The following is a 17562-nucleotide window of genomic DNA, read 5'->3' on the forward strand; positions in this document are numbered from 1 at the left end:
TCGCAAGGAGCATGATTGCTATGGGTAGCATGAGCTGGATTCACTGGGTGATCGTGCTTGGGGTCATCGCCCTGCTGTTCGGTGGCCGAGGCAAGCTGTCGGGAATCATGGGCGACGCGGCCAAGGGCATTCGCGCGTTCAAGGACGGCCTGAAGGACGACTCCAGCAGCGAGAGCGCCGACAGCAAGGCCACGGGCGCCCTGCCGCGCACCGAAGCCGAAAAAGAAAAGTCGTAAGAACCCTCGGGCGCGCGGGCGAACCCGTTGCGCGCGTCCCTTCCACTTCGCGACGGCGGACCCAGGTCCGCGTCGTTCTAAGGCGCGTCCATGCTTCCTGATATCGGCGGCACAGAACTTCTGGTCATCGCCGCGGTCGCTCTGATCGTGGTCGGGCCGAAGGATCTCCCCATGCTGCTGCGCAAGCTTGGCCAGTTCATCGGCAAGATGCGCGGCATGGCGTCTGAATTCCGCGCCAGCTTCGACGAAATGGCCCGCCAGTCCGAACTCGATGACCTGCGCAAGGAAGTCGAAGCCATGCGCTCGGGCCAGTACGCCTCGCCGCTGCGCGACGCCGCCGATCAGGCCAAGGACGTCGGGGTGGATCAGGTGTTCGCCGACATCGACGCCAGTCTGAGCAGCGGAACGGTGCAGGCTCACCCCTATGCGGGCTACCAGCCCCATGGCGCATCGGTCGAGCCGTCGATCCTGCCGCCGGAGACCGAGATCAAGCCGGTCGCCGCCAAGCCCCGCAAGCCGCGCGTCGCCAAGGCGCCGGCCGTGATTGAACCCGCTGTCTCCAAGGCCCCCGCCCGCAAGCGTGCGGCCAAGACCGAGATCGCCGTCGAAGCGCCCAAGGCCGCCCGCGCGCCGCGCACCAAGGCCGCGAAGGCCGGCGGCTCGACCGCCTCGGATATCGTCTCGTGATGGACGCCATCGGACACGAACCCGAGGACGAGATCGAAGCCTCGCGCGCCCCGTTGCTGGAGCATCTGGTCGAGCTGCGCATGCGGCTGATCATCTGCGTGCTGGCCCTGTTCGTGGGGTTTGGCGTCTGCTTCGCCTTTGCCGACCAGATCTTCCTGTTCCTGGTCAAGCCGTTCACGGTGGCCCAGCAACTGCTGGCCGCCCAGCACTCTGGCGGCAAGCACGGTCCGTTCGACCTGCTGCTGGCCCTGGTGGGCCTCAAGGACATTCCGATGGGCCAGACCAAGGCTCTGGATCTGGTCTATACGGCGGCGCTGGAGTTCTTCTTCACCAAGCTGAAGCTGGCCGGTTTTGGCGCCGTGGTCCTGACCTTCCCGGTCCTGGCCTGGCAGCTGTATCGCTTCGTGGCGCCGGGCCTTTACAAGAACGAGCGCGGCGCGTTCCTGCCGTTCCTGCTGGCCTCGCCGTTCATGTTCTTCCTGGGCGCGGCGCTGGTCTATTTCATCATGCTGCCGTTCGTCCTGTGGTTCTCGCTGAGCCAGCAGGTGCAGACGGCCGGCATCTCGATCCAGCTGCTGCCCAAGGTCAGCGACTATCTGACCCTGGTGACCTCGCTGCTGCTGGCCTTTGGGCTGTGCTTCCAGCTACCGGTGGTGGTGTCGCTGCTGGGCCTCGCTGGTATCCTGTCCAGCAAGCTGCTGCGCGAGGGCCGCCGCTACGCCATCGTGGGCGTGTTCATCGCCGCCGCCATCCTGACCCCGCCCGATCCGATCAGTCAGCTGACCTTGGCCATCCCGATGTGCCTGCTCTACGAAATCAGCATCTGGTGCGTGTGGCTGATCGAACGCGGCAAGGCCAAGGACGAGACCAAGCGCAACGAGATCGTGGCGGTCTAACGCTCTCTCCCTACATCCGCTCTTCCTGGCGACCCGAACGGCGGCGTAGGGGGAACAACAAAAAAGCCTCCGCCCCGGAAGGGAGCGGAGGCTTCTTGTCTTTAGCGACCCTGCGAGGGCCGGCCGTTCTTAGGGCTTACAGCGAAGCCTGTTGCTTGGGCTGAGCGCCCATGGCCTGCAGTTGAGCCTTGGCTGCGCGGACGGAGCCGCCGACGCAGGCCTGATATTCGTTGCGGTTGGAGAAGTCGGTCGAGGCCTTGCACACGGCTTCGGCGGCGGCCTTGATCTCGGCGTGGATCTGGTCGGTCGACTTGCCCTTCAGCGACACGCGCACGATGGTCACGGCTTCCTGACGGGTGGTGGCCTTCGAGGCACCCGGACGAGCCTTCATGATCGCGGCCAACTGGCGGTTGGCGTCAGAGGTCGCGTTCTCGAGGCAGCTGGCGAGTGCAGTGCCCTTCTCGTTGGCGCAGACGGCCTGAGCGGCGCTCTTGATCTCGTCATTGATCTGGACGCTGGTCTTGCCGACGAGCGAGACGCGAACCAGGTTGGCGGCGCTGGCGGGGGCGGCGAAGGCGACCGAGACGGTGACGAGGGCGGCGAGAGCGGCAAATTTCTTCAAGGTATACATCCTGTATCTTGAGGGAAGGAAACGCGGTTCTGCGTACATGGCGCTCTGTTTTTCATCTCCGCCTTAAATTGAAGTTCAAAAACAACGTTAACGGACGTTAGGAGGTTTCCATATCCAAGGTTTGTCTTCGAGATAAACCCCATTCCGGCCTAGGTTTTGGAATTTGATTCAATCTATGCTCTAGGGCGGGCTATCTGTGGGTGTGGAAAACTGGGTGCGACCTGTTGTCGCAGGTTTTCGTCTCACGACAACACGGCGCCGCCTCGCGAATCCATGATCCTTGCGGCCCTGAAAAGGTTGGCACCTCAGCCGACGCGCCTTAGAGAGGGCGTTTCCCTAAGCCAGTCTTCGAGCACTTTTCCGATGCACGACATCAAGGCCATCCGCGACAATCCCGAAGCCTTTGAAGCCGCCTGGTCGGCCAAGGGTCGCTCGGGCGCGGCCGCCGAGGCTGTGCGGCTGGATGCTCAGCTGCGCGCGGCCCAGACGGCGCTGCAGGAGAGCCAAGCCAAGCGCAACGAGGCCTCCAAGCGCATCGGCATGGCCAAGGCCACAAAGGACGAGGTCGAAGCCCAGGCCCTGATGGCCGAGGTCGAGACCCTCAAGGCCCTGATGGCCGAGGCGGCCGTGCTGGAGGCGCAGGCCGGCACCGGGCTGAAGGACCTGCTGGCGTCGCTGCCCAACATTCCCGCCCCCGACGTGCCGCCCGGTGAGGATGAAGCCGGCAATGTCGAGGTCCGCCGCTGGGGCGACGCGTCCCAGCTGCCCGCCGGCCGTCTGAACGCGCCCAAGGATCACGTTGATCTGGGCGCAGCCCTGGGCGGCATGGACTTCGAGGCCGCCGCCCGCATGAGCGGCGCGCGCTTTGTGGTGCTCAAGGGCCAGATCGCCCGGCTGGAGCGGGCCCTTGGCCAGTTCATGCTGGACCTGCAGACGGTGCAGCACGACTACACCGAGGTCAGCCCGCCGCTGCTGGTCAAGGACGAGGCGCTGTTCGGAACGGGGCAACTACCGAAGTTTGCCGAAGACCTCTTCCGCACCACCGGAGAGCACTGGCTGATCCCCACCGCCGAAGTCTCACTGACCAACATCATCCGCGAGCAGATCACCGACGAGGCGCAACTGCCGCTGCGCATGACGGCCCTGACCCCCAGTTTCCGGTCCGAAGCCGGCGCCTCGGGTCGTGATACCCGCGGCATGATCCGCCAGCACCAGTTCTACAAGGTCGAGCTGGTCTCGATCACCACGCCCGACCAGTCCGAGGCCGAGCACGAACGCATGGTCGGTTGCGCCGAGGCGGTGCTGAAGGCCCTGAACCTGCCGTTCCGCACCATGCTGTTGTGCGCCGGCGACATGGGTTTCGGCGCCCGCAAGACCTATGATCTCGAGGTCTGGCTGCCCTCGCAGAACACCTTCCGCGAGATCAGCTCGTGCTCCAACTGCGGTGACTTCCAGGCCCGGCGCATGGACGCCCGGTTCCGCAGGGCCGGCGAGAAGGGCACCCAGTACGTCCACACCCTGAACGGTTCGGGCCTGGCCGTCGGCCGCACCCTGGTGGCCGTGCTGGAGAACTATCAGGACGAGACCGGCGGCATCACCATCCCCGAGGCGCTGGTTCCCTATATGGGCGGCGTCACCTACATCGGCGGGCAGGCCTGAGCCGCATGCGCATCCTCCTCACCAACGACGACGGCATCCACGCCCCGGGCCTGGTCGCGCTTGAGAAGATCGCCCGCGCCCTGACCGACGACGTCTGGATCTGCGCGCCGGAATACGAGCAGTCGGGCGCCAGCCGGGCCCTGACCCTGGCCGACCCGTTGCGGGTGCGCCGGCTCGACGACCGCCGTTTCGCCGTCGAGGGCACGCCCACCGACTGCGTGATGATGGCCGTGCAGCAGCTGATCGACGGCCCCGCGCCGGATCTGGTGCTGTCGGGCGTCAATCGCGGCCAGAACATCGCCGAGGATGTCACCCTGTCGGGCACCGTGGCCGGCGCGATCGAGGGCATGGCCCTGGGCATCCGCTCCATCGCCCTGTCCCAGGCCATGAACTATTTCCACGACGAGGTGGTCGCCCACTGGGAGACCGCCGAAACCTATGGGCCGGGCATCATCCAGCGGCTGCTGGAGGTGGGCTGGCCCAGCGACGTGATCATGAACGTCAACTTCCCGGCCTTGCCGCCGGAACAGGTGACGGCGGTCGAGGTCACGCGCCAGGGCTTCCGCGACGGCCATCTGCGCCACTGGGACAAGCGCACCGACCTTCGCGGCCGCGACTATTACTGGATGGGCTTTACGGCCACCGCCTCGCAGCCCCGCGACGGCACCGACCTGAAGGCTGTCTATGAGGGCAAGATCTCGGTGACGCCGCTGCACATCGACCTGACGCACAACGAGACCGTCCACGCCCTGAAGGGCCTGCTGGGCGGCGCTCCTCCCAAGCTGCGGGTGGACGCATGAGCAAGGCCAAGGCCGCCGTGACCACGGACCTGCCGCGTCTGATGCAGGCCCTGCGCGACCAGGGGATCACAGATCCCCTGGTGCTGGCGGCCATCGAGAAGACGCCGCGCGACCTCTTCACGCCGGATCTGTTCAAGCAACGCTCGTGGGAGGATTCGGCCCTGCCGATCGCTTGCGGCCAGACCATCAGCCAGCCCTATATCGTCGGCCTGATGACCCAGGCCCTGACCATCGAGCCGCGCTCGCGCGTGCTGGAGATCGGCACGGGGTCGGGCTACCAGACCACCATCCTCAGCCACGTGTCGCGGCTGGTCTATACGATCGAGCGCTATCGGACCCTGATGAAGGAGGCTGAGGCGCGCTTTCACACGCTGGGCCTGACCAATGTCATCACCAAGTTTGGCGATGGCGGCGAAGGTTGGGCCGAACAGGCGCCGTTTGACCGCATTATGGTCACGGCTGCGGCTGAAGATGATCCGAAACGACTGCTGTCCCAGCTCAAGCCCAACGGCGTCCTCGTGGCGCCGATCGGGAAGGGGCCGGTACAGAGCCTTCGCCGCTATGCCGGCGACGGCAAGGGCGGCTTCAAGGTCGAGGCGCTGTGCGATGTGCGGTTTGTGCCGCTGCTCGACGGTGTGGCCCGCGACCAGTGACGCGTGAAATGGGGGCGAGGCTTGCGCCGCGCCCTTGCGGTTAATGATTGATTTACCCTCGCGGGGCCGTCTGAACGACTTGCGAGGACAAGGAGAGGCTATGAGGCAGTTGTGGACGCGCGCGGCGGTGATCGCCCTGACGGCTGGAACGCTCGCGGCCTGCGAAACGGCCGGGGGGCCTCAGTACCCCGCCCGTGACGGGCAACCCGGTGCGCCCGCGCCCCGGGGCCAGACGCCCAATTTCCCCATCACCCAGGCCCCGCCTGCGGAAGCGCTCGACACCACGCCGACGCCGTCCGAAGTGATCCGCCGCGAGCCGATCCCGGTCGAGGCTGCCCCGGCCCCGCCGACCTATAGCGAGCCGCCGGTTACGCGCACCGAACTTGCGCCCCCTCCGCCGCCTCCGCCACCGCCGCCGGCTCAGATCCGTCCGGCCGCACCGATCATCGTCACCACCGTGGCCGGTCCCGTGGTCGATGTGCCCGGCAAGCCTCAGTCACGCGTTGTCGAGTCGGGCGACGCCCTGGACGCCATTGCCCGCGGTTTTGGCACGACACGAGCCGAACTGGTCAAGCTCAACGATCTCGAGGCGCCCTACCGTCTGAAGCTGGGCCAGAAGATCGTCGGCCCCGCCGGACCCAAGTCCAAGGCCTATGTCGTCCAGTCGGGCGACACGATGTTCGCCATCGCCAAACGCTTTTCCGTCACCGCCGCCGCGTTGTCCGAGGCCAATGACCTCAAGAGCGGCGCGGCGATCAAGAAGGGGCAGAAGCTGCTGCTGCCCGACGGCTTCAAGGACAAGGGGCCGACCAAGACCGCCCTGGCCGCTCCGCCCTCCAGCGTTCCGACCACGACGCTTGCCGGTTCAGCGCCAGCCTCGCGCCCCGTCGAAACGCCGCGCGCCTCGACCCCGACCGCAACGCCGACCCTGACCCAGCCGGCCTCCACGCCGGCGGCCAGCGCCGCCACCGGTTTGGCCAGCGTCACCACGACCACGACCAGCGTCACCGGTTCGGTGGTCAGCGTCGCCGGTCCGCGTGAGGTCTATACGGTCAAGTCGGGCGACACCCTGACCGCGATTGCCCGGCGCTTTGACATGAGCCTCAAGGACCTGGCCGACGCCAACGATATCGACCCCGACAAGGCGCTGAGGCTGGGCGCAAAGATCAGGGGCCCGGCCACGACGGCCAAGGCCTATGCCGCCCAGTCCGGCGACACCCTGACCGCCATCGCCAAGCGTTTTAACGTCACCCTCAAGGCCCTGGCCGCCGAGAACGACCTGAAGACCACGGCGGCCGTCAAGAAGGGCCAGAAGATCCTTCTGCCCGACGGCTACAAGGACAAGGGTCCGATCAAGACCACCACGACCCGGCCGGCCACGCCGTCGACGACGGTGGCCCAGGCCCCGGCCTCGACCGAAGCACCCGTGACCACGCCGTCGGCGCCGATCCCGTATCGGCCTGGCCCCTCGACCCCGCGTCCCAGCGGTCCGGTCGCGGCCCTGCCGGTCAATCCGCCGCCGTCGGCCCCGATCCGTCAGATCATCGAGAGCAGCGCCGCCCCGACCGAGGCCGAGATCATCGCCTCGGGCAAGGGCCGTTTCTCGTGGCCGCTGCGCGGAGAGATCATCTCCGACTTCGGGGCCAAGGGCACGGGCCAGCGCAATGACGGCCTGAACATCCGCGCCAATGCCGGCGCGCCGGTGGTGTCCGCCGCCGACGGCGAGATCGCCTATGCCGGCAACCAGGTCCCGACCTTCGGCAATCTGGTTCTGGTCAAGCACGCCGACGGCTGGGTCACGGCCTATGCCCATCTGGGCACGACCGATGTGAAGATGCGCCAGCAGGTCAGCAAGGGCCAGCAACTGGGCACGGTCGGTTCGACCGGCGGGGTCAACGAGCCGCAGCTGCACTTCGAAATGCGCTATGCGCCGACCGTCAAGGACAAGGCCCGGCCGGTGGATCCGGGCCTGCTCCTGCCGCGCTAGGATAAAGAACGGCCCGCTTCGAAAGAGGCGGGCCGTTTTGCTATTTGCCCCAGCGCCAGGCCCACGGCTTGTCGCTCTTGCGCCAGACTAGCAGGATGAAGCCGACGATCAGGCCAATGCGCAGGGCGACGCCCAGCCAGCGGTGAGGCAGGGTGAGGGGTACTGGCAGGGTGGTCAGGCCGATCATCACGCCGATGAAGGCGGCTATCACCACCCAGCCTTCCCAACTGCAGGGGCTCGCGCCGAAGCCGTGTGACTTGGTCCGAAACCACGGCTTGGCCATAGGGACTCTCCGGGTTGATCTCCTGTCGAAATTTATACCTCAGCGCGATCTGTGTCACGCGATCATGGGGATTGGCATCGCGCCGTCCCCGGACAGGCGCGGGGATAGACGCCGCAAATCCTCCCCCTGAAGGGGGAGGCGGCCGGAGGCCGGTGGGGGAACACCGCATTGATTCAGCAGCACTTCCCCCTCCGATCGCTACGCGATCGCCTCCCCCTTCAGGGGGAGGACTTGTACGGGCGTCCAGACAATCGACGCAGCCCCCGTAAAACCTCCCGTATTCTGTACCCACCTCGTCGCGAGGAAAGGGCGCAAGGCCAGCGACCATTGCGGCGGCGGGGGGTGATCGAGCGGGGCTGGGCTTCGGGGGGATACCGAAGCGCGTCCGGGGATCTGGTTGCTGGCCAGGCCCGCCCGCCGTCGGCTTGGTTGAAGGCAAAAGGGCGTGTCTGGCTGAAAGCCCGTCCTCTTCGACCGCCGGAGCGCGCTGGAAACGGCGCGGTCCGGGTCCCGGTAAGGCCTTAAGAGGGCCACCCGACGGGAGGCTGACGGATAACGATGACGCGGAGCGGACGGCTTCGTCGAAACGGTAATCTCTATCTCTCATCCGGACGTGGTCCGGACGCTCCGCGACCCTTTTCCATCACCCTCGCAGCGCAAGCGCGAGGTCGAGAACTTGCGGTCGCTAGGCCGGCAACCCCTTGCCCAGCTCTCCCGCCAGATCGCGGATGAACTGCCAGGCAACCCGGCCCGACCGCGCGCCGCGCAGCTGCGACCATTGCAGGGCGCGGCGGTCCAGGTTCTCGACCACCAGATCGAAGCGCTCGGCATAGGTGCGGATCGCCTCCAGATAGGTCGGCTGATCCATCGGCGGGAAGCCGATCCACAGGCCAAAGCGGTCGGAGACGCTCATCTCCTCCTCGGCGTCCTCGGCGGCGGCGATGGCGCCCTGGCTTTCGACATGGTCGCGGGGCATCAGGTGGCGGCGGTTGGAGGTGGCGACGAACAGCACGTTCTCGGGCGGGCCGGCCACGCCGCCCTCCAGCGCCGACTTCAGGGCCTTGGCGGCCGCCGCGCCGTCCTCGAACGACAGGTCGTCGCACAGCACGACGAAGCGCTCGGCGCGGCCGCGCAGCAGGTCGAACAGCGGGGGCAGGGCGGTGATCTCGTCGCGGTCCACCTCGACCAGCTTCAGGGCGGGATGTTCGGCGCTGACGGCCATGAAGGCGGCCTTGGTCATCGAGCTCTTGCCGGTGCCGCGCACGCCCCAGAGCAAGATGTGGTTGCAAGGCAGGCTGACGGCGAAGCGCTTCAGGTTCTCGACAAAGCGATCCTTCTGCCGCTCGACGCCGACCAGCAGGTCCAGCGCCATCGGATAGTCAGGCGCGGCGATGAAGGCCTGGCCTGAGGAATCATGCCGAAAAAGCCGCGCCCCGTCGAAATCCGGCGCGGCCGGCGCGGCCGGCGCCAGGCGGTCCAGGGCGTCGGCGATACGGGCGAGCAGGGCGTTTTGGGCGTCGATCATGGCCCGGTCCTAACCTTGCCGCGCCGTCATTGCAAAAGAGGAGGTGAACGCATAGCTTCCGCCGACTTGGCGAGACCCCATATGGGGGTTTCGACCGCAGAAATTTTGGAGACGTTATGCCCGGTGGCCTGAGCGCGCAGCTTATGCAAATCGCCCCCATCCTCCTGATGGTGGTGCTGTTCTACTTCATGCTGATCCGTCCGCAGCAGAAGCGGGCCAAAGAGCATCAGGTGATGCTGACCAATCTGAAGCGCGGCGACAACGTCGTGCTGTCCAGCGGCATGCTGGGCAAGATCGTGCGCGTCGAAGACAAGGAAGTCGGCCTCGAGATCGCCCAGGGCGTCACCGTCAAGGTCGTCAAGGGCATGATCACCGAAGTCCGCACCAAGGGCGAACCGGCTCCGGCCAACGATCCCAAGAGCTGATTGCTCAAAACGCCCCGACCAAGGCGCCGCAAGGCGTCGTTCAGAGCTTGTAATCCATGCTGACACTGTCCCGCTGGAAGATCATCGTCGTCACTCTGGCGCTGATTTTCGGCTTTGCCTTCACACTGCCGAATCTTCTGCCGCAAAGAACGCTCGACGCTCTGCCCGGCTGGGTTCCCAAACAAAAGCTCAACCTGGGCCTCGACCTGCAGGGCGGATCCTATCTGCTCATGGAAGTCGATACGGCTGCGCTGCGCCGCGAACGCCTGACGAATCTCGTCGAAGACGTCCGGACCAGCCTGCGGGGCGAGCAGATCGCGTTTGGTGACCTGCGTGAAGCCAATGGCGTGATCAGTGTCCGCATTGCCGAGGCCGGCAAGGTCAACGACGCCGCCAACCTGCTTCGGCAGTCGGTCGGCGCGCCGTTGACCGGCTCGGTCGGTGGCCGTGACGTCTCGGTCGCCACGCGGGACGATCAGCGGCTGGAAATCAGCTTTGTCGCCGAGGCCGCCAAGGCCGATGCGGCGATGGCGGTCGAGCAGTCGATCGAAACCATCCGTCGCCGCATCGACAGCCTGGGGACCAAGGAGCCGACGATCACCCGTCAGGGTTTGGACCGGATCGTCATCCAGGCCGCCGGTGAAAGCGATCCCGAGAAGCTGAAGTCGGTGATCGGCAAGACCGCCAAACTGACCTTCCAGATGGTCGATGAAGGCGTCACTCAGGAAGACCTCGCGGCGGGCCGCATTCCGCCGGGTTCCGAGATGCTGCTCAGTGAGGATGGCTATGTGCCCGCCTATGCGGTGCGCAAGCGGGCGGTGGTTTCGGGCGATGAACTGACCGACTCGCGCCAGACCTTCGACTCCCAGAGCGGCAACCCCGTCGTGTCGTTCAATTTCAACGGCCAGGGCGCCCGCAAGTTCGGCGACGCCACGGCGCGTAATGTCGGCAAGAAGTTTGCCATCGTGCTGGATGGCAAGATCATCTCGGCGCCAGTCATCAATGGCGCGATCACGGGCGGTTCGGGCATCATCACCGGCAATTTCACGCCGGAAAGCGCCGCCGAACTGGCCTTGCTGTTGCGGTCCGGGGCCTTGCCCGCGCCGCTGACGGTCGAGGAACAACGCACGGTCGGCGCCGAGCTGGGGGCTGACGCCGTCAGGGCGGGTGCGATCTCCACCCTGGTGGCCTTCGTGACCATCGTGGCCTTCATGCTGCTGTCCTATGGCCTGCTGTTTGGCGGCATCTCGGTCATCGCCCTGCTGATCAACGGCATGCTGATCGTCGCGGCCATGTCGATCACCCAGGCCACCCTGACCTTGCCCGGTATCGCCGGCCTGATCCTGACCCTGGCCGTGGCCGTCGACGCCAATGTGCTGATCTTTGAGCGCATGCGCGACGAGGCCCGGGCCGGAAAATCGCCGATCATGGCGGCCGACGCGGGTTTCTCTCGCGCCATGACCACGATCATCGACGCCAATGTCACCACTCTGGTGGCGGCGGGCATCATGTTTGCGTTTGGCGCAGGCCCGGTTCGGGGCTTTGCCTGGACCCTGTCGATCGGCGTGTTCACCTCGGTGTTCACCGCCGTGCTGGTCAGCCAGCTTCTCATCGGCTGGTGGTTCCGCGCTGCCCGCCCCAAGAAACTTCCGATCTGAGTGAGCGCACCCATGGCCTGGCCCCTGATCAAGCTGCTCCCGCAGAAAACCAACCTCACCTTCGTCAAGTTCGCGCGCCTGATGGCGATGATCAGCGTGACCCTCGTGGTCGCGTCGCTGGTCGGCGTCTTCAAGCCGGGCCTCAACATGGGCATCGACTTCAAGGGCGGCTCCGTCATGGAAGTGTCGACCGCGCCGCGCGCGGTTGACCTGGCCAAGGTGCGCACCACCCTGGAGGCCCAGGGTCTGGGCGATGTTCAGGTGCAGTCCTTCGGCGCCGCCGACCGCGCTCTGGTGCGGTTTCAGACCCCGGCCGGCGGCGACGCCGGCGTCACCCTGACCAACGTCAAGAACGCCCTGAAGCAGTCGCTGGGTGAGCCCGTCCAGTTCATCAACCCTTCGGCGGTAGGCCCCAAGGTCTCGGGCGAACTGTTCCGCAGCGGCATCATCGCCCTGGCGCTCGCGGTCGGCCTGATGTTCCTCTACATCTGGTTCCGCTTTGAGCCCCAGTTCGGCCTCGGGGCCGTTGCCGGCCTGCTGCACGACCTGATCCTGACCTTCGGCTTTATCGTGCTGTTCAAGATCGAGTTCAGCCTCAATACGGTCGCGGCCCTGCTCACCGTGATCGGCTATTCGATGAACGACACTGTCGTCGTGTTCGACCGCCTGCGCGAGAACCTGCGCAAGTACAAGAAAATGCCCCTGGCCGAAGTGATCGACCTGTCGATCAACGAAATCTTGTCGCGCACGGTCATCACCGGCGTTACGGCGATCATGGCGCTGGCGGGCCTGGCCGTTTTTGGCGGCGAGGCGCTGTTTGGCTTCTCGGTGGTCATGATCTTCGGCATCATTGTGGGCACCTATTCGTCGATCTATGTCGGCGCGCCGATCATCCTGCTGTGGGGCGTCAAGCGGGGCGACGACGACGTCACCCCGATCACCTTCGGCGCAGCCTCGCGTCCGTAATGGCCGAGCTTCGCCGCCCGCCCTCGATCGACGCCTGGGGCGGCGGCGGCTTTCGGGTCTCCGGTGACTGGCGGCCGGGCTCGCTGCTGATCATCGATGATCAGCCGCACGCCTGGTCAGCGACCGCTCTGGCGGCGCTGACGCCCGACGACTTTGCCCAGGTCTTCGCGGCCGGCGGCGCCGTCGAGTTTGTGCTGCTGGGCGGCGGGCTGCTCAACGCCCTGCCGCCGCGCGATCTGCGCGACGCCCTGAAGGCGGCGGGCCTTGGCCTTGAGTTCATGAGCACCGAAGCCGCAGCCCGCACCTACAACGTGCTGGCCAGTGAGGGGCGGCGCCTGGCGGCGGCCCTGATCGCGGTGTAGCGGGCAGCGTTTTCAAGGCTTTGCCCGACTCTGAGAAGAGGCTTATAGCTGGCCGCCAAGATTTGGGACTCTTAGGGGGAACTTGGATGTCCGGACTGCTCGCGAACTTCCGCAACACCATCATCGTCAGCGTGCTCCTGTCGCTGGTGATGATCGTCGGCTACTTCATGCACGCTGGTGGCGGCCTGGTGTTCTTAGAGGCGGTGTTCCGCTTCGTGCACGTGTTCTTCGGCATCCTGTGGATCGGGCTGCTGTACTATTTCAACTTCGTGCAGATCCGCATGATGCCGCAGATCCCGGCCGAACTGAAGCCGGCCGTCAGCAAGTACATCGCGCCCGAGGCGTTGTTCTGGTTCCGCTGGGCGGCCCTGGCCACCTGGGTGATGGGCGTGCTCCTGGCGCTGAGCCGCAACTATCTGCTCGAGGCCGCGACCCTGGGTCTGGCCGGCGGCTACTCGCCCGACGTCGACGCCCGCTACACCTTCATCGGCGTGGGCATGTGGCTGGCGACGATCATGTTCATCAACGTCTGGGGCGTCATCTGGCCGAACCAGAAGATCGCCCTTGGCCTCGTCGAAGCCGACGCGGACTCCAAGGCCAAGGCCGCCAAGATGGCCATGCTGTTCTCGCGCACCAACACCCTGCTCAGCATTCCGATGCTGGCCACCATGACGATGAACCAGACGCTGTTCGGCTAAACCCCGACCAAAATCGTGTAAGGGGAGGGCCCGCCGGGGAATCGGCGGGCCCTTTCTCGTTTGAAGACCCATGGCCGACACCGAAACCCTCGACGATCTCGTCCGCCGCGTCGATCCCGACCGCTGGCTGGCCAGCCGCTTTATCGCCGACCTCGCGGCGCGGGCCGACGTGATCGCGTTGTATGCCTTCAACTATGAGCTGGCCCGGGTGGCCGGCGGGGTCTCCAACGCCCTGATGGGCGAGATCCGCCTGACCTGGTGGCGCGAGGCCATGGAAGAGATCGCGGCCGGCACACCCCCGCGCAGGCATCCCACTGTCGAGGCCATCGCTGCGTCGGGGATCGACCCCCTGGCTCTGGCCGCCATGGCCGAGGCCCGCTTTGCGGATCTGGACGAGGCCCCGCCAGAAGACGAGGGCAGGGCGCTGGCCTATGTCGACGCCACCGCCGGGGCCCTGGCCGTGCTGGCCGCCCGACGGCTTGATCCGTCCGCTGATCCGCATGCCGTGAAGGGCGCGGCCCGGGCCTATGGCCTGGCGGGGCTGTGGCGGCTGAAGCTGGCCGGGCATTCGCGGCTGCCTGAGGACTGGACGGAGGCCGACCTCGCGCGCCGCGTCGCCGATCAGCTGAAGACCGCCCGCCGCGAACTGAAGGGCCTGCCCGTCGCGGCCTTCCCGGCCGTCGCGCCCGCCGCCCTGGCCGGCGCCTACGCCAAGGGGCGCGACCCTGGCGAGTTCGAAAAAAAGGCCCGCCTCACCTGGTCGGTGGCGACGGGCCTGATTTAGGTCGGCCTACTTCTTCTCGGCCGTCCAGGTGTTGAGCCAGTCCAGCACTTCCTTGTGCCACTGCACCGAGTTCTGGGCCTTCAGCACCCAGTGGTTCTCATTGGGGAAGTACAGCAGCTTGCTAGGCACGCCCTTGCGCTGCAGGGCCGTGAAGGTGGCGATGCCCTGTTCCAGCGGCACGCGGTAATCAAGCTGGCCCTGCACGACTAGGGTCGGCTTGGTCCAGTTCGCAACGTGATCGGCCGGGTTGAACTTGCCGTAGGTGTTGCCGGGCGCGAAGGGCGTGCCGCCGTTTTCCCACTCGGTGAACCATAGCTCTTCGGTCGAATAGCCCATGAAGCGGGTGTCGAAGATGCCATCGTGATTGACCAGGCACTTCCAGGGCTGGTTCCACTGGCCGGCGATCCAGTTGACCATGAAGCCGCCGTATGAAGCCCCGAGCGCGCAGGCCCGGTCGCCGTCGAGGAAGCCATAGGTCTTCAGGGCATGATCCCAGCCCTTCTGCAGGTCCTCCAGCGGGCGGTCGCCCCAGTGCTGGCTGATCGAGTCGGTGAAGGCCTGACCGTAGCCGGTGGAGCCGTGGAAATCGATCATCACCACGGCGTAGCCGGCATTGGTGTAGGTCTGCGGGTTCCAGCGATGGCTCCAACTGTTGCCGAACGAGCCCTGCGGTCCGCCATGGATCAGGAAGGCGACCGGATAGCGCTTGGCCGGATCGAAATTGGCCGGCTTGACCACGAAACCGTGCACTGTCTCGTCATTCCAGCCCTTGAAGTTGAACTGCTCGGGCTCGCCCCAGGCGACCGTTTTCAGGCGCTCGGCGTTCAGGTCGGTCAGCTTGACCGGCGCGCCCTTGCCGGCCGTCGCATAAAGCTGGGCGGGGCCCTTCAGCGTATCCATCGCATAGACCAGACCGTTCGGGCCCACATCGAAGGCGCTGACATGGCCGTCGCCGGTGACCGGGGCGATCTTGCCGGTCTTGACGGTGATGGCGAAGATCTTCGTCTGACCCACGTCCTGGGCCAGGGCGTAGATCGACTTGCCGTCCGGGCTCCAGGCGATGGCGTCGGCCGAGCGGTCCCAGGTCGGGACCAGCTCTTGTTCCTTGCCGGTGGCTTCCTCGTGCAGGATGATCGCGTAGCGGTCGGCCTCGAAGCCGGGACGCTTCATGGCGCGATAGGCCGCCCACTTGCCGTCCGGCGAATAGACCGGCGCGGTATCCCAGGCCTTGTTGGCGGGGGTGAGGTTCTTGGGCTTGGCTGAGCCGTCCAGCGGGGCGGCCCAGATGTCGAAATTGGTGGTCCAGGCCTCGTCCTTGCCCGCCACCTTGGCCGAGAAGGTCACGAACTTGCTGTCGGGCGAGATGGTGAAGTCTTCGTCGCCACCGAACGGCTTGGTGGGCGTGTCGCCGTCGAAGCCGGGCATCAGGGCCACCGGCTTGCCCGAGGCCACGCCCTTGTCGTCCAGGGCCAGGACGTAGAGGTGATTGCGGGTCCCGTCGGCCCACGCATCCCAATGGCGGATGAACAGCTTGTCGTGGACCACGCCGGTCGCCTTGACCGACTTGCGGGCGTCCAGGCGGGCCTGGGTGCAGTCCAGGGTGTCGCAATCGGGGAAGACGGCCTGGCTGATCACCAGGGTTTTGCCGTCCGGAGAGACCTTGAAGGCCCCGACATCGAACGGCGCGGAGGTCACCTGAACGGCGGTCTCGCCCATGGCGTCGGTGCGGAACAGCTGATCGGTCCCGCCGGCGCGGCTGGACATGAAATAGATCGACATGCCGTCGGGCGACCAGCGGGCGCTGCTGGCCCCGCCGTCCGAGACCGCCAGTCGGCGCGGCGCCATCTTGGCCTTCAGATCGGAGATCCACAGCGACATCGAGGCCTTGTTGGCCTCGAAGTCCATGGTCCGCACGCTGTAGATCACGAAGCGACCGTCGGGTGAGACGCGCGGATCGCTCAGGCGATCCAGGCTGGCCATGTCCTTGGCGGTGAAGGGACGGATCTGGGCGACGGCCATTCCGCCGAAGGCGGCGGACAGCGCCAGGGCCGAGGCGGCGAGACGCAAGCTCTTGATCATCAAACGCAAAATCCGGGCCCTATTCTTCCTTGAAGGAGCCGGAGCCTACCCCTCGCGTACGCGCTAGACCAGAGAATAGGGGCCCCGATCGCGAACGCCGGTCGTCCGACACCGGTCGATTTTATGTGGCGATTTCGTGTCAAAAAAGCGACACGATTACAAAGGCTTGAGCGGTAACAATCCGAAACAGGACTTGCTTTGCCGCACCGCGGCATGGTCCCTAAATGGTACACAGGGCGTAGAGCGGTCGAAGAACCGTTCCTGAGTAAAACGATAAGGGTCTTTCGTGTCGGCTTCGGCTTATTTTCAGCACACGGTCGCAGGACCGGTGATCTTCGCGGGGATTGGCCTGCATACGGGCGAGCACGTCCGTGTGGCCGTGCGCCCGGCGCAGATCGACGCCGGGATCGTCTTCGTGCGCACCGATGTCCACGACCTCGACAACCGCGTCCCGGTGAAGCCCGACGCTGTCTGCCAGACCCAGCTGGGCACCGTGATCAACAACACCGACGACGTGCGGGTCTCGACGATCGAGCACCTGATGGCCGCCCTGGCCGCCCTGTCGATCGACAACTGTATCGTCGAGCTGGACGGTCCCGAGGTTCCGATCATGGACGGCTCGTCCGAGCCCTTCGTGCAGATCCTGGATCGCGCCGGCCGCCGCAAGCAGGAAGCCGCCCGCAAATATATCGAGATCCTGGAGCCGGTCCGGGTCGAGGAGGGCGACAAGTTCGCCAGCCTGACCCCGTCGGATCGCTTCGAGGTCGCCTTCGAGATCGCTTTCGGCAGCAAGGCCATCGGTCGCCAGCGCGTCGACCTGACCGTGGACGAGGAATCGTTCCGCGCCGAGCTGTCCAACTGCCGCACCTTCGGTTTCGTCCGCGATGTCGAGGCCCTGCGGGCCATCGGCCTGGCGCGGGGCGGATCGATGGAAAACGCCGTCGTCATCGATGGCGACCGGGTGCTGAATCCCGAAGGTCTGCGTCGCCCCGACGAGTTCGTGCGTCACAAGGCGCTGGACGCGGTGGGCGACCTGTTTGTTCTGGGCGCGCCGATCATGGGCCGCTTCGAAGGCGTCCTGGCCGGTCACGGCCTCAATAACGCCGTGGTTCGGGCGTTGCTGGCCCAGCCGCGCGCTTGGCGCCTGCGCACCCATGCGCTGGAACTGGCCGAGGCTGTCTAGATAAAAGCGCGACCGGCGTCGTTGAGCCTTCGCATTTGCGCCCCAAGCGG

Annotated in this window: 18 protein-coding genes; 14 read left to right on the forward strand and 4 right to left on the reverse strand. The window is 66.1% G+C overall.

Translation table 11 applies throughout. From position 1 onward, the window contains the following. Positions 1-20 precede the first annotated feature (20 nt). The 3 genes from tatA (at position 21) to tatC (ending at position 1819) form a co-directional block, all read left to right on the forward strand. Positions 21-236 carry a twin-arginine translocase TatA/TatE family subunit gene (tatA, locus tag ACN2C8_RS05965; protein WP_419254917.1) on the forward strand — a complete coding sequence of 72 codons (216 nt, stop codon included), beginning with the start codon at positions 21-23 and terminating at the stop codon, positions 234-236. Between the two features lie 90 nt (positions 237-326). Beyond that, complete coding sequence (gene tatB / locus ACN2C8_RS05970) at positions 327-923, forward strand: Sec-independent protein translocase protein TatB (protein WP_419254918.1); 597 nt, start codon at positions 327-329, stop codon at positions 921-923. Continuing rightward, positions 923-1819, forward strand: a complete 897-nt coding sequence (gene tatC, locus ACN2C8_RS05975) for a twin-arginine translocase subunit TatC (protein WP_419254919.1) — start codon at positions 923-925, stop codon at positions 1817-1819. The genes tatB and tatC overlap by 1 nt, the downstream gene beginning before the upstream one ends. Before the next feature lie 136 nt (positions 1820-1955). Here the strand turns inward: tatC and ACN2C8_RS05980 are convergent, their stop codons facing one another. Continuing rightward, complete coding sequence (locus ACN2C8_RS05980) at positions 1956-2450, reverse strand: hypothetical protein (RefSeq protein ID WP_419254920.1); 495 nt, start codon at positions 2448-2450, stop codon at positions 1956-1958. 363 nt (positions 2451-2813) lie between these two features. Here ACN2C8_RS05980 and serS point away from each other — a divergent pair, with 363 nt between their 5' ends. The 4 genes from serS to ACN2C8_RS06000 all read left to right on the forward strand — a co-directional run bounded on the left by serS (position 2814) and on the right by ACN2C8_RS06000 (position 7549). Then, positions 2814-4109: a serine--tRNA ligase gene (serS, locus tag ACN2C8_RS05985; RefSeq protein ID WP_419254921.1), complete on the forward strand. Its 1296-nt coding sequence runs from the start codon at positions 2814-2816 to the stop codon at positions 4107-4109. Between the two features lie 5 nt (positions 4110-4114). Further along, complete coding sequence (gene surE, locus ACN2C8_RS05990; RefSeq protein WP_419254922.1) at positions 4115-4909, forward strand: 5'/3'-nucleotidase SurE; 795 nt, start codon at positions 4115-4117, stop codon at positions 4907-4909. Beyond that, a complete protein-coding gene (locus tag ACN2C8_RS05995; protein ID WP_419254923.1) occupies positions 4906-5562 on the forward strand; it encodes a protein-L-isoaspartate(D-aspartate) O-methyltransferase in 657 nt (218 codons plus the stop codon). Before surE ends, ACN2C8_RS05995 begins: the two co-directional genes overlap by 4 nt. Before the next feature lie 100 nt (positions 5563-5662). Then, positions 5663-7549 carry a LysM peptidoglycan-binding domain-containing protein gene (locus ACN2C8_RS06000; RefSeq protein ID WP_419254924.1) on the forward strand — a complete coding sequence of 629 codons (1887 nt, stop codon included), beginning with the start codon at positions 5663-5665 and terminating at the stop codon, positions 7547-7549. A 40-nt stretch (positions 7550-7589) separates the two neighbouring features. On the opposite strand, the gene ACN2C8_RS06005 is transcribed toward ACN2C8_RS06000, so the two are convergent. Both ACN2C8_RS06005 and ACN2C8_RS06010 read right to left on the reverse strand, forming a co-directional pair. Continuing rightward, on the reverse strand, positions 7590-7832 hold the full coding sequence (locus ACN2C8_RS06005; protein ID WP_419254925.1) for a hypothetical protein: 243 nt from the start codon (positions 7830-7832) through the stop codon (positions 7590-7592). A 685-nt stretch (positions 7833-8517) separates the two neighbouring features. Continuing rightward, positions 8518-9357 (reverse strand): ATP-binding protein, encoded by an 840-nt coding sequence (locus ACN2C8_RS06010; RefSeq protein ID WP_419254926.1) that lies wholly within the window; start codon positions 9355-9357, stop codon positions 8518-8520. 116 nt (positions 9358-9473) lie between these two features. On the opposite strand from ACN2C8_RS06010, the gene yajC reads away from it, so the two are divergent. From yajC to ACN2C8_RS06040, 6 genes are all read left to right on the forward strand, one after another. Next, complete coding sequence (gene yajC, locus ACN2C8_RS06015) at positions 9474-9782, forward strand: preprotein translocase subunit YajC (protein ID WP_419254927.1); 309 nt, start codon at positions 9474-9476, stop codon at positions 9780-9782. A gap of 56 nt (positions 9783-9838) precedes the next feature. Continuing rightward, positions 9839-11440, forward strand: a complete 1602-nt coding sequence (secD, locus tag ACN2C8_RS06020) for a protein translocase subunit SecD (protein WP_419254928.1) — start codon at positions 9839-9841, stop codon at positions 11438-11440. Continuing rightward, a complete protein-coding gene (gene secF / locus ACN2C8_RS06025; RefSeq protein WP_419254929.1) occupies positions 11441-12406 on the forward strand; it encodes a protein translocase subunit SecF in 966 nt (321 codons plus the stop codon). Continuing rightward, positions 12406-12768: an Mth938-like domain-containing protein gene (locus ACN2C8_RS06030; protein WP_419254930.1), complete on the forward strand. Its 363-nt coding sequence runs from the start codon at positions 12406-12408 to the stop codon at positions 12766-12768. The genes secF and ACN2C8_RS06030 overlap by 1 nt, the downstream gene beginning before the upstream one ends. 86 nt (positions 12769-12854) lie before the next feature. Beyond that, the gene (locus ACN2C8_RS06035; RefSeq protein WP_419254931.1) at positions 12855-13466 is read left to right on the forward strand and encodes a urate hydroxylase PuuD; all 612 of its coding nucleotides are present in this window, start codon (positions 12855-12857) and stop codon (positions 13464-13466) included. A 70-nt stretch (positions 13467-13536) separates the two neighbouring features. Continuing rightward, positions 13537-14250, forward strand: a complete 714-nt coding sequence (locus ACN2C8_RS06040; RefSeq protein WP_419254932.1) for a squalene/phytoene synthase family protein — start codon at positions 13537-13539, stop codon at positions 14248-14250. Positions 14251-14256: 6 nt separating this feature from the next. On the opposite strand, the gene ACN2C8_RS06045 is transcribed toward ACN2C8_RS06040, so the two are convergent. Next, positions 14257-16329: a prolyl oligopeptidase family serine peptidase gene (locus tag ACN2C8_RS06045; protein WP_419254933.1), complete on the reverse strand. Its 2073-nt coding sequence runs from the start codon at positions 16327-16329 to the stop codon at positions 14257-14259. Between the two features lie 286 nt (positions 16330-16615). Here ACN2C8_RS06045 and lpxC point away from each other — a divergent pair, with 286 nt between their 5' ends. Next, positions 16616-17512 (forward strand): UDP-3-O-acyl-N-acetylglucosamine deacetylase, encoded by an 897-nt coding sequence (lpxC, locus tag ACN2C8_RS06050; RefSeq protein WP_419254934.1) that lies wholly within the window; start codon positions 16616-16618, stop codon positions 17510-17512. The last annotated feature ends 50 nt before the right edge of the window (positions 17513-17562 follow it).

Origin of the sequence: Caulobacter sp. ErkDOM-C (assembly GCF_048541825.1) — a bacterium.
GTDB lineage: Bacteria > Pseudomonadota > Alphaproteobacteria > Caulobacterales > Caulobacteraceae > Caulobacter.